Here is a 13,241-nt window from a genome sequence, read left to right as displayed (position 1 = left end):
CGCAGCCTGGCGGTGTTGTAGCAGACATGCAGATTCACGCCACGACCGACAGCCCACCGGGCGGGCAGACCCAGGCCGAGCCGCAGGATGAGGGCCGGGCGCGGGTCGCCGCCTGCGACTGGGCGGCGCTCGCGAAAGAGGTCGACGCCCACGGGTGCGCACTCACCCCGCAAATCCTCACTTCCGAGGAATGTCAGGAAATCTCAGGCTGGTACGACCAGGTAGGCCGCTTCCGCGCCACCATCGACATGGAACGGCACCGGTTCGGCGCCGGGCAGTACCGGTACTTCAACCGGCCGCTGCCCCCGCTGGTCGAGAGCCTGCGCGCGGCGTTCTACCCGAGCCTGCTGCCGATCGCCCGCGACTGGGCGGCCCGCCTCGGCCGGCCCGCGCCCTGGCCGGACGACTTCGGCGAGTGGCTGGACATGTGCCACCGGGCCGGCCAGACCAGGCCGACCCCCATCCTGCTCCGCTACCGCGCGAACGACTGGAACGCCCTGCACCGCGACCTGTACGGAGACCTGGTGTTCCCGCTGCAGGTCGTGATCGGGCTCGACCGCCCGGGCGTGGACTACACGGGCGGCGAGTTCCTGCTGGTCGAGCAGCGGCCGAGGGCCCAGTCCCGGGGCACGGTGACCCTGCTGGAGCAGGGCCGCGGGCTGGTCTTCACCACCCGCGACCGGCCGGTGCGCTCCTCGCGCGGATGGTCGGCCTCTCCGGTGCGGCACGGCGTCAGCACCGTACGATCCGGGCTGCGGCACACGCTCGGCCTGGTCCTGCACGACGCGCAGTGACGTACCCGCCGAAGGGAGACAGGGAGGAGACTGGACGGCATGGCCCAGCATGATGGGGGCGACCGGCCAAGGCGGGAGATCGCGCCCGGCGCGGTGCACGTGCCGGGCTGGCTCGACCTCGACGAGCAGCGTCACCTCGTTCAAGCCTGCCGCGAGTGGGCGAGGGGCCCGGTGCCGATCAGGCACACGGTGCTCCCTCGGGGCGGCGTCATGTCGGTCCAGACGGTGTGCGTGGGCTGGCACTGGCAGCCGTACAGGTACACCCGCGTCGCCCACGACGTGAACGGCCGCCAGGTGGCCGGCTTCCCCGGCTGGCTCGCCGACCTCGGCCGCCGCGCCCTGGCCGGCGCCTACGGCTCCGGCGACGGCTACGACCCGGACACCGCACTGATCAACTTTTACGACGGCCAGGCCAGGATGGGCATGCACCAGGACAAGGACGAAAAGTCCGGCGCCCCGGTGGTGTCGCTGAGCATCGGTGACTCCTGCCTGTTCCGCTTCGGCAACACCGGGACGCGCGGCCGGCCGTACACGGACGTCGAGCTCGCCTCCGGCGACCTGTTCGTCTTCGGCGGGCCGTCCCGCTACGCCTACCACGGCGTGCCGAAGGTCTATCCCGGCACCGGCGACCCCGCCACCGGGCTGGCGGCGGGCCGGCTGAACATCACGATGCGGGTCACGGGTCTGTGATGTGGACGTCGAACTCCTCATCCGACAGCGTGCGACGCAGTATCCACAGCACCTTGTCCGGATCGTCCTCCGGCCCCTGCACGTAGAACGGCCTGCCGTCGCGGCCGAAGGTGATCGCCGGATCCCCCTCCCGCGCGCCGAGCAGGCCGGTGGCGGTCTCGAAGGCCTCCTCCGGCGGGAAACCGAGGGTCCGCGCGTAGTCGATCGACCCGAACACCAGCTCCCTGGCCAGCTCGATCGGCGCGTCCTGCCAGCCGGCGTACTCGCCGAAGAAGAACTCGCGGAACCGCCGCAGGTCCCGGTCGTTCAGCGCGTCGGGACCGACCGCCTTCTTCACACCCAGGCAGTAGACGTCGGCCAGATAGCCGCAGACCGTCATCCGGTCCCACGTCTGGCGGCGGGCGAGCAGCACGCTCACCATGCCGCCCCCGCCCGCGTCCGGCTTCTCGTCCACCCACCCGCGCGCGGGGTCCACGGTGAGCCCCTCGCTCCAGCCGACGTTGATCCAGCAGCCCACCACCTCGGGCTCGCCGGCCCCGGCGGTCTCCGCGGCGATGGCCCGCACCAGCGGCGCCACGACCGAGGGCGACACCCCGAGCGCCCTGGCGATCTCCTTGGGCGACCGGCCCTGCAGCCGCAGCTCGCGTACCTGGTCCTTCAGTTCCATTGGGGCAGCCTAACCGTCCCGGATGGGCTGACGGGCCAAGCGGCGGGCGAGCCACGCGAGGGCGAGCGGGTAGCGGTATTCGATGGCGCCGTGCCCGGCCGGGAATAGCTCGAAATAGATGCGCTCGTCCGGTACGCCCGCCGCCTCCAGCGCCCGGCGGAACGCGACAGCGCCGAAGTCCAGGAAATACTCGTCCTTGCTCCCGGCGTCCACCCAGATGGCCCACATCGAGCGCAGCGCCTCGGCGTAACCCGGCTCGCCCGCCATCACGACGGGATCGCGGGCCAGCCACCGCCGCCACACAGCCGGCGTGCCGGCACGGGGAACGACCCGCGGTTGGAGACCTCGAACAGCGCGTCCCCGGCGTGCGTGGCCAGCGCCCCGAACACGTCGGGCGCCAGCATGGCGCTCACCATGGCGCCGTAGCCGAGCAGCACGTAGACGGAGGGATAGCGGCGCTCCGGCGCGTCGTCGTAGCCCGGCGGGACGTAGACAGCAACGGCCGCCGGTGCGGATCGCCCAGCGGGTTGCCGCGCAGCAGGGCGCTGTCGATGACGTTGTGGTCCAGGCGGCCGGCCAGTTCGGCGGACCAGGGCGACATGAGCACTTCCCTCTTGGATTCAGCCGACGGATTCAGCCGACGGACGAGGTCACGGTGTCCACGCCGGTCTGGGTGACGGAACGCCCCGACACCAGGACGAGTGCGAGGTCGCGCAGGTCGGCGAGCCAGGCCAGCGGATCTCCGGCGACGGCGATCAGGTCGGCCCGCTTGCCCGCCTCCAGGGTGCCGGTGACGTCGCCCACCCCGCAGGCGTCGGCGGCCAGCACGGTGGCCATCTCGATGATCTCGGCGTTGCCGAACCCGATCTGCGCGAACACCTCCAGCCCGGCCACGAAGGCGTCCACCGGGTTGGCGATGCCGGCGACCGCGAACCCGGCGTCGGTCCCCGCGATGAGCCGCACCCCGGCCGCGCGCATGGCCGCGACCCCGTTCAGCCACTGTTCCAGCATCTCCGTCCCGTGCACCTCGCGGATCCGGTCGACGGAGCCGTGCACGGTGGGGCACACGTACGTCCCGCTGGCGGCGACCTTGTCGGCGAGTTCGGCGTCGTACCGGTGGCCCGCCGGGGTGAAGAACGTGCAGTGCTCGATCGTGGTGACGCCCGCCTCGATCGAGCTGCGGATGGCCGCGTGCGCGTGGGCGTGCGCCGCGACGCCCTTGCCACGCGTGGCGGCCTCCTCCACCACCGCCCGGAGCTGCTCGGTGCTGTACTGGGGAACCCAGCTCGGCGGCGCGCCGGGGGTCATCAGGCCGCCGGAGGCCATCACCTTGAGGCAGTCGGCCCCGGCCCGCAGGTTCTCCCTGGCCACCCGGCGGATGCCGGGCTCGTCGTCGGCCTCGCCGCCCATGTACCAGCAGTGGCCGCCGGTGATCGTGATGGGCCTGGTGGCGACCACGAGGTGCGGGCCGACGGCCAGCCCCTCCTCGATCGCGTCGCGCAGCTCCAGGTCGAGGAAGGAGCGCCCGCCGAGGTCGCGGGCGGTGGTGACGCCGGCGGAGACGAGCTTGCGGGCGTTCTCGGCCATCCGCAGCAGCAGGTGCCGCTCGCTCTCGGCGCTCCGGCGCGTCACGGGATCCACCCTGCCGTCGAACCCCAGGTGCACGTGCGCGTCGATCAACCCGGGCAGCACCGTGTGGCCGGGCAGCTCGACGATCTCCGCCGCCTCGCCCGCGCTGCCCCGCGGCCCGACCGAGACGATCTTCGGGCCGTCGATGAGAACCTCGCCCTCCTCGATCACCTCTCCTGGACGTCCGGTGAGCACCTTCGCGGCACGAATGATCCTCATGGGCTCAGCCTGCCACGCGGCTTAAGGCCGCGAGAAGGGGATCGTAAGCACCGCCGCGCACCGTTGGGCCATGGAGGACACGACGCGGCGCCCGACCGCCGCCTACGAGCTCATCCGCGTCTTCGACGCGCCCCGCGAGCAGGTGTGGGCCGCCTGGACCGAACCCGAGCGCTTCTCCCGGTGGTTCCGGCTCCGGATGCTGGCCACGCCGGTCGGCCGGATCACCCTGGACGCCTGGCCGGGCGGGGTGTGGCGGGCCACGCTGATGGGCGAGGAGGGGTTCGAGGTGACGCTGGACGGCACGTACCGGGAGGTGCACGCGCCGGAGCGGCTGGTGTTCACCACCGGCGACCCCGACGACCCCGGCGAGGGGCCGGCGTCGGTGGTGACGATCGAGTTCGCGGCGGTGGCCGGCCGGACGGAGATGCGCTTCCACCAGTACGGCGTCAACACCGACCGGCAGCACGCCGAGCTGGCCAGGGCGGGCTGGGTGGAGTTCTTCGACCGCCTGGCCGAACACGTCCGGGACCGCGAGCCGGGTCCGGCGGTCAGAGGAGGGTGAGCGCGTCGTCGAGCTTGTAGCCGGAGCCCTCCTCGTACGCCCTCTCGAACGCCTCGTCCCCCAGCGCGTCCCGCAGCCCGGCCGTGACACGCTCGATGTCCTGCCGCTCCGACGGGCCGAAGAACGTCTCGTTGTCCTCGCTGCCGGCCACGGACAGCCCCAGCAGCCTGGCGGCCCGCTCGGTCGCCCCGGCGGCGGCGGCCGCGCCGAACACGGCCCACGCCAGCGTCCTGGGGTCACCGATCTTGTGTGCCGCGGCCATCGCCTCCCGGTGCAGCTCCATGGCCGCGGCCGCGTCGCCGCGCGCCTGCGTGAGCAGTCCCAGCTCGACCAGCGTGGAGGGCAGGTGCAGGGACGGCTCGACGTCCGGGTCGCGGGGCACCCCGTCGAGCAGGCTCAGCAGGTGTGTCTCGGCCAGGTCGAACCGTCCGGCCCGGCGCGCGGAGAAGGCCAGGCCCATCTGCGACATGGCCGCGCCCTCCCTGAACCCCTGGCTGACGGCCAGCCTCAGGGCGCGCTCGCAGATCTCGATGGCGCGGTCGTAGTCGCCGGCCTGCATCGCGATCCAGCCCAGCCAGGCGGTACGGGTGGCGACCTCCGGCCACAACCCCAGGTCCTCGGCCAGTCGCAGCCCCTCGCCGAACAGCCGGTTGGCCCGCTCGGGGTCGTGGGCCATCTCCGCCAGCGACGCCAGCCACCCGGTGGCCTGCAGCAGGCCCCAGCGATCGCCCAGCTCGGTGAACAGCCGCGCGCTCTCCTCGCCGACCCGCTCCAGCGCCTCGGTGTCCCGCACCGTGAACGCGTCCCTGGCCTGCCTGGCCAGGGCGGCCGCGACGCCCCACTGGTCGCCGACGGCCCGGAACGTGGCCAGCGCCCGGCGCGTCAGCTCCTGCCCGGTCGGCATGTCCCTGAGGTGCCAGCCGATGAACAACTCGGCCCTGGCCCGCTCGCCGGGGTCGTCGAACCCGTCGAGCGCGGCCTGCCACGCGACGTCCTCGCCCAGAGTGAGCGCGAACCCTGCCGCCCAGGCCGCCGTCCTGGCCCGGCCAGGCACGGGCTCCCGCTCGACCGCCCGGCCAGGCACGGGCTCCCGCCCGACCGCCCGGCCGGGGACGGGCTCCCCCTCGACCGTCAGCGCCGTCTCCAGCGCCCGCCTGCCCTCGGCCAGCCTGCCGCGCAGGAACCAGTACCAGGCCAGCGCGTTCACCAGCCGCGTCGCGCTGCCGGCGTCCCGCCGGGCCACGGCGGTGTCCAGCGCCGCCCGCATGTTCCCGGCCTCGGCGTCCAGGCGCAGCAGCCAGTCGCGCTGCCCGTCCCCGTACAGTCCCGGCTCAGCCTGTACGGCCAGCGCCAGGTAGTGGCCCAGGTGGGCGAGGCGGGCACGGTCGAGCTCGCCGGCGTCCGCCAGCCGGGCCAGGCAGTATTCCGACACCGATTCGAGCAGCCGGTACCTGACCCCTGCGGGGCCGTCGGCGACGACGACCACGAGCGAGCGGTCGACGAGGCGGGCCAGCAGGTCGAGCACGTCCAGGTCCGGTTCGGCGGCGACGGCCTCGGCGGCCTCCAGCGTGCACCCGTCGGCGTGCACGGCCAGGCGGCGCAGGACGCGGCGCTCGGCGTCGGACAGCAGGTCCCAGCTCCAGTCGATCACCGCTGTCAGCGTCTGCTGGCGGGCCGGGGCGCCGCGCTGCCCGGCGGCCAGCAGCCGGAACCTGTCGTCCAGCCGGGCCACCACGCCCTGCACGCCGAGCGCCCGTACCCGGGTCGCGGCCAGCTCCAGGGCCAGCGGGATGCCGTCCAGCCGGCGGCAGACCTGCGCGACCGCCGCCGCGTTGCCGGCCTCCAGCGCGAACCCGCGCGCCGAGGCGGCGGCCCTGGTCACGAACAGCCTGACGGCGTCGGCGCGGGCCATGGTCGCCAGGTCGGCGACGGCGGGCACGTCGAGCGGCGGGACGTTCCACAGCACCTCGCCGGCCACGGCGAGCGGCTCCCTGCTGGTGGCCAGGACGCGCAGCCCGGGACAGGCCCGCAGGAGCACCTCGGCCAGCTCGGCGACCTGCTCCACGACGTGCTCGCAGTTGTCCAGCACCAGCAGCATCCGCCTGGGCCGGAGCGCGGCGGCCAACTGCCCGGCCGGCACCCGGGCTTCGCCGGAAGGGGGTTTGGTGGCGGCGTCCTCCCTGATGTCGAGCGCCGCCATGACGGCCTCGACCGGGGCGCGGGACGCCTGGTCCAGGGCGACCAGCCAGGCACCGTCCGCGAACCCGTCCACCAGCCGGCTCGCCGCCTCCAGCGCCAGCCGGGTCTTGCCCACCCCGCCGGTGCCGGTGAGCGTCACCAGCCGCTCTTCCCCGACCAGCGCGCACACCTCGGCCAGGGCCTCGTCCCGGCCGATGAGCTTGCTCACGGAGGCGGGCAGGTTCGTCAGGGGCCGCTCGGCGGGCACGCTCAGCGCCGGGTCCTGCCCGAGGATCGCCTGGTGCAGCGCGACCAGCTCCGGCCCGGGGTCCAGCCCGAGCTCCTCGGCCAGCCGCTCGCGCAACTCGGCGTACCCGGCCAGGGCCTCGCTCTGGCGGCCCGCACGATAGAGCGCCCGCATGTGCACGGCCCGCAACCGCTCCCTGAGCGGATGCCGGGCCACCAGGTCCTGCAGCTCGCCCACCAGCAACCCGTGCTCGCCCAGCTCCAGCCGCGCCTGCGCGTGCTGCTCCAGCGCCGACAGCCGCTGCTCCTCCAGCCGGACGACGGCCGACCGGGTGTACTCCTCGTCGGCGAAGTCCGCGTACGCCGGCCCCCGCCACAGGGCCAGCGCGTCGGCCAGCAGTCCCGCCCTGGTCCTGGGGCTGTCGGCGGCCTCGGCCCGCGACAGCAGCGCGGTGAAGCGGGCCGCGTCCACGGCCCCCTCGTCGGGGCGCAGCAGGTAGCCGGGGGCACGGGAGACGATCAGGTTCTTCGCACCGGATTCGGCGTCCTCCAGCGCCTTGCGCAGTTGCGAGACGCGCACCTGAAGCGCGCCCGCGGGGTTGCCCGGGGGCTCCTCCCCCCACAGGTCGTCGACCAGCCGGTCCACGGACACGGGATGACCCTCGTGGACGAGCAGGTCCACGAGCAGGGCCCGGACCTTGAGCCCGGGAATCGTCACGGGCTCCCCCGCGTCGGTCCATACGGCCAGCGGACCTAACACCCCAAAACGCATGTCCGTCACCCTATGCGGCCGAGCCCGCGAAGGACATGACGTTCCGCGCGGCGCAGCCGTCGGCGGCCGTGTCACGCTCCGCACATAAGCCGCGGCTGCGTCACGGCTCGCGTGGGGACCGGGGGGCCTTCCTGGCCGAGCCCCGGTAGAGGTCGGCGTCGTAGCGGCGGTCGTTGTCGTCGATCTTGGCGTGCGCCGCCTCCACCAGGTCGACGCCCAGGACGTCGGCGAGCCGTACCAGGTAGAGGGTGACGTCGCCCAGCTCCGTACGCATCCGGGCGAGCGTGTCCGGGTCGGGATCGCCGGACTCCTCGGCGGTGAGCCACTGGAACTCCGCCACCAGCTCCCCCACCTCGCCCGCCAGCGCCATCGCCAGGTTCTTCGGCGTGTGAAACCGCTCCCACTCCCTGACCCGCGCGAACTCCCGCAGTCGTGCGGCAAGGTGCTCCAACTCCGTCGTCACGCCACCCGACCCTACCGACCCGTATCGGTAAGTTGCCGGGGTGAACGGGGTTGAGCTGTACACCAGCCATCCCCGCGCGTACGCGACCCGCCTGCGCGAGCTCCTCGCGGCCGCCTGACCCACCGCGCGACCGCCCCACCGCTGGGCCGTCCCAGCCGGGCCGGGCTCCCGTAGCATGATTGTGTGCACGGCCTTCTTCGTTCCGTGTGGAACGAGCCGCCGCCCCCCAACCCGCCGCGGCGGGTGTGGCGGGACTGGGCGCTCGTCGGGGTGCTCGTGCCGGTCGCCGCGCTCGAAGGGTTGCTGCGCGCGGACCTCCCGTGGCGGCCCCTCGCGGTGACCGTCACCGTCGCGCTGGTGTTCACGCTGCTGTGGCGGCGCACCCGGCCGCTGCCGATGCTGGTGGTCGTCTTCGTCACCACGAGCCTGGTCCCGCTGGTGACGGGGGGCGTGCGGGTGGAGACGTACACGATGGCCTATCTGCTGCTCATCGTCTACTCGCTGATCCGGTGGGGGTCCGGGCAGGCCGCCGTGGCCGGGCTGATGATCATGTTCGCCGCGGTCTTCCTCTCGATCGCCCGCTACGGCCTCACCCCTCCCGACGCGATCGCCGCGTTCGGCGTCATGCTCTCCGCCGTCGCGCTGGGCGCGGCGTTCCGCTTCCGCGCCAGGGCGCGGATGCGCGAGCTCGACCAGGTCAAACTGCTCGAACGCGAGCAGCTCGCGCGCGATCTGCACGACACCGTCGCCCACCACGTCTCGGCCATGGCGATCCGCGCCCAGGCGGGCCTGGCCATGTCGGCGGCGCATCCGGACGCCGCGATCGACGCGCTGCGGGTGATCGAGGCCGAGGCCTCGCGCACCCTGGCGGAGATGCGGGCCATGGTCCACCTCCTGCGCCGGGACCGGCCCGCGCAGCCGCCGCCCGGCCGGCGCATCGCCGATCTGGCCCGGCTCGCCGACCAGGCCCGCGTCGGCCCGCAGGTGAACGTGGAGCTGTCCGGCGACCTCGACGACCTGCCACCGTCCATCGGGGCCGCGATCTACCGCATCGCCCAGGAGTCGGTCACCAACGCCCGTCGGCACGCCCGGCACGCCACCCGCATCGAAATACGCGTGGCCGCCGACGACGACTCGGTGCACCTGCACGTGAGCGACGACGGCGACGCGGCCTCCGCCCGTCAGGCCGCCCCCCAGGGATACGGCCTCCTCGGCATGACCGAGCGCGCCGGCCTGCTCGGCGGCACCTGCCAGGCCGGCCCGAACCCCGGCCGGGGCTGGACCGTCACCGCCGTCCTCCCCCGGGCCGGAGCGGTGACATGAGCATCCGGGTGATCGTCGCCGACGACCAGGAGATCGCGCGTACCGGGCTCAGGATGATCCTCGACGCCCAGCCGGACATCGAGGTCGTCGGCGAGGCCGCCGACGGGCAACGGGCCGTCGAGCTCGCCCGGCGCCTGCGTCCCGACGTCTGCCTGTTCGACATCCGCATGCCGCGAGTCGACGGCATCGAGGCCACCCGCACCCTCGCCGGGCCGGCCGTCGCCGACCCGATCGCGGTCGTCGTCATCACGACGTTCGACCTCGACGAGTACGTCTACGCCGCCCTCAGGGCCGGCGCCCGCGGCTTCCTGCTCAAGGACGCGGGCCCGGATCTGCTGGGCCAGGCGGTGCGCGCCGCGGCCAACGGCGACGCGCTCATCGCCCCGAGCGTCACCGCCCGGCTGCTGGCGACCTTCGCGCACGCCGGGCAGGCCACGCCGCCGGTGCAGCCGATCGAGTCGCTCACCGAGCGTGAGGAGGAGATCCTGGCGACCGTGGCGCGCGGGCGGACCAACAGCGAGATCGCCGACGAGCTGCACATCTCTCTCAGCACCGTCAAAAGCCACATCGCGAGCCTGATGACCAAGCTCGGCGTCCGCAACCGCGTCGAGATCGCCATGTGGGCGTACGCCACCAAGCGCATCCGCACGTGACCGCCATGCCGACCCGGGCTCAGCCCGGCGTGGCGCGGCGTCGCCCGCGGATCACCCACTCGGCCACGGCGACGTTGACCACCCAGCCGGCGCCGAGCAGCAGCGTCCTGCTCAGCCCGCCCGGCTCCCCGGCGGCGATGGCCCAGGGCACCTGGATCACCGCCTGCGTGCCCGCGCCGAGTCCGATCGCGTAGCCCCGCGTCATCCAGGCACGATGCCGGGCGACGTCCCGCCGCCGGATCGCGACGAGGCCGAGGACGAGCGACACCGCCATGGCCGTCCCGAACACCAGCCGGAAGCCGGCCAGAAGATCGCCGTCGCCCTCGGGCCGGTCGTAGAACAACGCCATCCACAACCCGGACAGCGCCACGACCAGCCCGCTCGGCACCAGTACACGCCCGGCGGCCCGGTGCCACCCAGGCCGCCGGCGGCGGAACCCGGAGGCGAACTGCACCGCGCCCAGCACGCTGAACAACACGGCGGCGGGGATGTGCAGCACGACGGGCAGGGGCGCGGCCAGGAACCGCGCGTCGCTCTCCAAGACCTGCGGCCCTCCGGCCAGCTCGGTCAGCCGGACGGCCCCCGCGATCACCGGTACGGCACTCAGCGCGATCAGCCCCGCGGGCACCCGCCAGCCCGCCTTCGCTCCAGTCATGGAGGCATCGTGACGAACGGGACGGCGGCCGCTCATCCCCAGAACGGCCGGACTCAGATGGCCGATCGGCGGGCGAGGGGATCGTACTTTCGGCCGTTGAGCGTTCGCGCAGGTCCGGCACACACTGGCGGGACCGACACCCCCTGAGGAGACTGCCATGAAGGCGTTCGTCCTACGCTCCTTCGGCTCGCCTGACGCCCTGGAGCTCACCGACCTCGACACGCCCGTGCCGGGCGACACCGAGGTGCTGGTACGCGTGCGCGCCACCTCCGTCCAGCCCTACGACTGGCATCACATGAGAGGCGAGCCCCGGGTCGCCCGCCTGATGGGCGGCGGCGTCGGGCTTCGCCGGCCGAGCATCCCCGTCCTCGGCGCGGACATCGCGGGCGAGGTCGAGGCCGTGGGCAAGGACGTCACGGAGTTCCGCCCCGGCGACGAGGTGTTCGCGATGTCCATGCGAGGCGGTTTCGCCGAGTACGCCACCGTTCAGGAGAGCAAGCTGGCGGCCAAGCCGGAGAGCCTGTCGTTCGAGGAGGCGGCGGCGATCCCGATGGCCGCCATCACCGCCCTGATGGCCGTGCGCGACCAGGGGCAGGTCCAGCCGGGTCAGCAGGTCCTGGTCAACGGCGCCTCGGGCGGCGTGGGCACGTTCGCCGTGCAACTGGCGAAGGCGTTCGGCGCGGAGGTCACCGGTGTCTGCGGCCCGCGTAACACGGGGCTGGTCCGGTCGATCGGCGCGGACCACGTCATCGACTACACCAAAGAGGACTTCACCCGCCAGAAGCGACGCTATGACGTGGTGCTGGACATCGCGGGCAACCACCCGGGACGGGCCTACCGGCGGGTGCTGGCCCGCAAGGGGACCTGCGTGGTGGTGGGCGGGCGGGCCTCGCGGTGGCTGGAGCCTGCCGGGCACGCGTTCGCGACGATCGCGATGGGGGCGTTCGTGTCGCAGCGCATGCGCCTCACCGAGGTGGGGAGTTGCAAGGAGAGCAAGCAGAACCTGATCACGCTGAGCGAGTTGGCCGAGGAGGGCAAGGTGATCCCGGTCATCGACCGGAGCTTCCCGTTCGAGCAGATCCCGGCGGCCGTCCGCTACCAGGAGGAGGGCCACAGCCGGGGGAAGGTCGTCGTCACCATCTGAGGCCGCGCGGCAGGCCATGCGGGCGACCGGCCGGGCCACGGGGGCGGTCCGGGCGGCGGGGGGCGGTCCGGACGGCCGGGCAGGCCGCGGGGGCGGTCCGGACGGCGGGGTCGCTCACCCGTAGGACGCGGTGCTCTCCCGGACGATCAGCTCCGTGGCCAGCTCCACCCGCTTGGTGTCGGGCACCTCGCCCCGGCCCATCGCCAGCACCGTACGGGTGGCCAGCGCCGCCATCTCCTGCAGCGGCTGGCGTACCGTCGTCAGCGGCGGCCAGGCCGACTTGGCCAGCGGGAGATCGTCGAACCCCACCACGCTCAGATCCTCCGGCACCCGCAGCCCCCGCTGCCGGGCCGCCTCGAACACGCCGAACGCCATCAGATCGCTCCCCGCGAAGATCGCCGTCGGCGGATCGCCGAGCGAGAGCAGCGCGTGGCCCTCGTCGTGGCCGGACTCCACCAGGAACGTGCCACGCCTGATCAGCTCGGGCGCGATCGGCACCCCGGCCGTCTCCAGCGCCGCCCGGTAGCCGTCCACCCGGGCCTGGCTGCACAGCATGTCGGCCGGGCCGCTGATCGTGCCGATCCGCCGGTGGCCCAGTTCGAGCAGGTGGCGGGTGGCGGCCAGGCCGCCGTTCCAGTTGGTCGCGCCGACCGAGACGACGCCCGGGGCGGGCTCGCCCTCCGGGTCCACCACCGCGAACGGCAGCGACCGGGCGCTCAACTGGGCCTGGATCCCGGTGGACAGCCGCGAGGCGACGATCACGACGCCGTCGGTGCGGCGCGCGGCGAGCCGTTCCAGCCAGTCGCGGCCCGGGCCGGCGTGCGTGTGCAGGACCGAGACGACCACGCTGGCCCCGGCTTCGTGGGCCGCGCTCTCCGCGCCGCGCACGATCTCCATGGCCCACGGCGACTCGATCTCGGCGAACACCACGTCCACCAGGCCCGTCGGGGTGTCGTCCTGGCTGATGCGCCGCTGGTAGCCGTGCTCCTGCAGCAGCCGCTCGACTCGGTGGCGGGTCGCCGGGGCTACTTCCGGGCGCCCGTTGATGACTTTCGAGACCGTCGGGATGGACACCCCGGCCTCCTCCGCGATCACTGCGATCGTGACCCGCCTCTTCGCTGACACAAATGGGGAGTGTATCCGAAAGTTTCGGTTTGGGATTGCTTCCGTCCGAGGTGTTGACGCTTTACATAGCGTTTACCTACCATCCAGGCAACGAAAATTATCGGGGGGTTCACGAAACTTT

General features: G+C 73.3%; 14 protein-coding genes. 6 read left to right on the top strand and 8 right to left on the bottom strand.

The annotated features are described in order from the left end of the window. Window positions 1-26: 26 nt before the first annotated feature. Together ABGB18_RS23215 and ABGB18_RS23210 are read left to right on the top strand one after the other, a co-directional pair. A complete protein-coding gene (locus ABGB18_RS23215) occupies window positions 27-794 on the top strand; it encodes a 2OG-Fe(II) oxygenase (protein ID WP_347697667.1) in 768 nt (255 codons plus the stop codon). Between the two features lie 39 nt (window positions 795-833). Continuing rightward, window positions 834-1,484 carry an alpha-ketoglutarate-dependent dioxygenase AlkB gene (locus ABGB18_RS23210; protein ID WP_347697666.1) on the top strand — a complete coding sequence of 217 codons (651 nt, stop codon included), beginning with the start codon at window positions 834-836 and terminating at the stop codon, window positions 1,482-1,484. On the opposite strand, the gene ABGB18_RS23205 is transcribed toward ABGB18_RS23210, so the two are convergent. The 4 genes from ABGB18_RS23205 to ABGB18_RS23190 form a co-directional block, all read right to left on the bottom strand. After that, the gene (locus ABGB18_RS23205; protein ID WP_347697665.1) at window positions 1,471-2,151 is read right to left on the bottom strand and encodes a helix-turn-helix domain-containing protein; all 681 of its coding nucleotides are present in this window, start codon (window positions 2,149-2,151) and stop codon (window positions 1,471-1,473) included. The two genes, ABGB18_RS23210 and ABGB18_RS23205, sit on opposite strands and share 14 nt — an antisense overlap. Before the next feature lie 9 nt (window positions 2,152-2,160). Continuing rightward, the gene (locus ABGB18_RS23200) at window positions 2,161-2,418 is read right to left on the bottom strand and encodes a hypothetical protein (RefSeq protein WP_347697664.1); all 258 of its coding nucleotides are present in this window, start codon (window positions 2,416-2,418) and stop codon (window positions 2,161-2,163) included. Then, window positions 2,418-2,588, bottom strand: a complete 171-nt coding sequence (locus ABGB18_RS23195) for a hypothetical protein (protein ID WP_347697663.1) — start codon at window positions 2,586-2,588, stop codon at window positions 2,418-2,420. The genes ABGB18_RS23200 and ABGB18_RS23195 overlap by 1 nt, the downstream gene beginning before the upstream one ends. A 196-nt stretch (window positions 2,589-2,784) precedes the next feature. Then, window positions 2,785-3,999 (bottom strand): amidohydrolase family protein, encoded by a 1,215-nt coding sequence (locus ABGB18_RS23190; RefSeq protein ID WP_347697662.1) that lies wholly within the window; start codon window positions 3,997-3,999, stop codon window positions 2,785-2,787. Window positions 4,000-4,069: 70 nt separating this feature from the next. Between ABGB18_RS23190 and ABGB18_RS23185 the strand changes: the two genes are divergently transcribed. Beyond that, window positions 4,070-4,561 (top strand): SRPBCC domain-containing protein, encoded by a 492-nt coding sequence (locus ABGB18_RS23185; RefSeq protein WP_347697661.1) that lies wholly within the window; start codon window positions 4,070-4,072, stop codon window positions 4,559-4,561. Here the strand turns inward: ABGB18_RS23185 and ABGB18_RS23180 are convergent. Beyond that, window positions 4,548-7,757, bottom strand: coding sequence for a BTAD domain-containing putative transcriptional regulator (locus tag ABGB18_RS23180; protein WP_347697660.1), 3,210 nt, complete (start codon window positions 7,755-7,757; stop codon window positions 4,548-4,550). The genes ABGB18_RS23185 and ABGB18_RS23180 overlap by 14 nt on opposite strands. Before the next feature lie 100 nt (window positions 7,758-7,857). Continuing rightward, entirely contained in the window at window positions 7,858-8,220 is a 363-nt protein-coding gene (locus ABGB18_RS23175) for a nucleotide pyrophosphohydrolase (protein ID WP_347697659.1), read from the bottom strand. Window positions 8,221-8,403: 183 nt separating this feature from the next. Between ABGB18_RS23175 and ABGB18_RS23170 the strand changes: the two genes are divergently transcribed. Together ABGB18_RS23170 and ABGB18_RS23165 are read left to right on the top strand one after the other, a co-directional pair. Continuing rightward, entirely contained in the window at window positions 8,404-9,543 is a 1,140-nt protein-coding gene (locus ABGB18_RS23170) for a histidine kinase (RefSeq protein ID WP_347697658.1), read from the top strand. Next, window positions 9,540-10,196 (top strand): response regulator transcription factor, encoded by a 657-nt coding sequence (locus ABGB18_RS23165; protein WP_347697657.1) that lies wholly within the window; start codon window positions 9,540-9,542, stop codon window positions 10,194-10,196. Before ABGB18_RS23170 ends, ABGB18_RS23165 begins: the two co-directional genes overlap by 4 nt. Window positions 10,197-10,215: 19 nt before the next feature. Here the strand turns inward: ABGB18_RS23165 and ABGB18_RS23160 are convergent, their stop codons facing one another. Then, the gene (locus tag ABGB18_RS23160; RefSeq protein WP_347697656.1) at window positions 10,216-10,851 is read right to left on the bottom strand and encodes a DUF2306 domain-containing protein; all 636 of its coding nucleotides are present in this window, start codon (window positions 10,849-10,851) and stop codon (window positions 10,216-10,218) included. A gap of 157 nt (window positions 10,852-11,008) precedes the next feature. Between ABGB18_RS23160 and ABGB18_RS23155 the strand changes: the two genes are divergently transcribed. Continuing rightward, window positions 11,009-11,995, top strand: coding sequence for an NAD(P)-dependent alcohol dehydrogenase (locus ABGB18_RS23155; RefSeq protein WP_347697655.1), 987 nt, complete (start codon window positions 11,009-11,011; stop codon window positions 11,993-11,995). Window positions 11,996-12,109: 114 nt separating this feature from the next. On the opposite strand, the gene ABGB18_RS23150 is transcribed toward ABGB18_RS23155, so the two are convergent. After that, window positions 12,110-13,120, bottom strand: coding sequence for a LacI family DNA-binding transcriptional regulator (locus ABGB18_RS23150; RefSeq protein ID WP_347697654.1), 1,011 nt, complete (start codon window positions 13,118-13,120; stop codon window positions 12,110-12,112). Between the last annotated feature and the right edge of the window lie 121 nt (window positions 13,121-13,241).

Source organism: Nonomuraea sp. B12E4, from assembly GCF_039871825.1.
Lineage (GTDB): Bacteria > Actinomycetota > Actinomycetes > Streptosporangiales > Streptosporangiaceae > Nonomuraea.
This window is presented reverse-complemented; position numbering and strand designations above follow the sequence as displayed.

What these genes read in the sequence shown, in the direction of transcription:
- ABGB18_RS23215 (WP_347697667.1), top strand. Translation starts at nt 27, where the DNA reads ATGCAGATTCACGCCACGACCGACAGCCCACCGGGCGGGCAGACCCAG.
- ABGB18_RS23210 (WP_347697666.1), top strand. Translation starts at nt 834, where the DNA reads ATGGCCCAGCATGATGGGGGCGACCGGCCAAGGCGGGAGATCGCGCCC.
- ABGB18_RS23205 (WP_347697665.1), bottom strand. Translation starts at nt 2,151, where the DNA reads ATGGAACTGAAGGACCAGGTACGCGAGCTGCGGCTGCAGGGCCGGTCG.
- ABGB18_RS23200 (WP_347697664.1), bottom strand. Translation starts at nt 2,418, where the DNA reads ATGGCGGGCGAGCCGGGTTACGCCGAGGCGCTGCGCTCGATGTGGGCC.
- ABGB18_RS23190 (WP_347697662.1), bottom strand. Translation starts at nt 3,999, where the DNA reads ATGAGGATCATTCGTGCCGCGAAGGTGCTCACCGGACGTCCAGGAGAG.
- ABGB18_RS23185 (WP_347697661.1), top strand. Translation starts at nt 4,070, where the DNA reads ATGGAGGACACGACGCGGCGCCCGACCGCCGCCTACGAGCTCATCCGC.
- ABGB18_RS23180 (WP_347697660.1), bottom strand. Translation starts at nt 7,757, where the DNA reads ATGCGTTTTGGGGTGTTAGGTCCGCTGGCCGTATGGACCGACGCGGGG.
- ABGB18_RS23165 (WP_347697657.1), top strand. Translation starts at nt 9,540, where the DNA reads ATGAGCATCCGGGTGATCGTCGCCGACGACCAGGAGATCGCGCGTACC.
- ABGB18_RS23160 (WP_347697656.1), bottom strand. Translation starts at nt 10,851, where the DNA reads ATGACTGGAGCGAAGGCGGGCTGGCGGGTGCCCGCGGGGCTGATCGCG.
- ABGB18_RS23155 (WP_347697655.1), top strand. Translation starts at nt 11,009, where the DNA reads ATGAAGGCGTTCGTCCTACGCTCCTTCGGCTCGCCTGACGCCCTGGAG.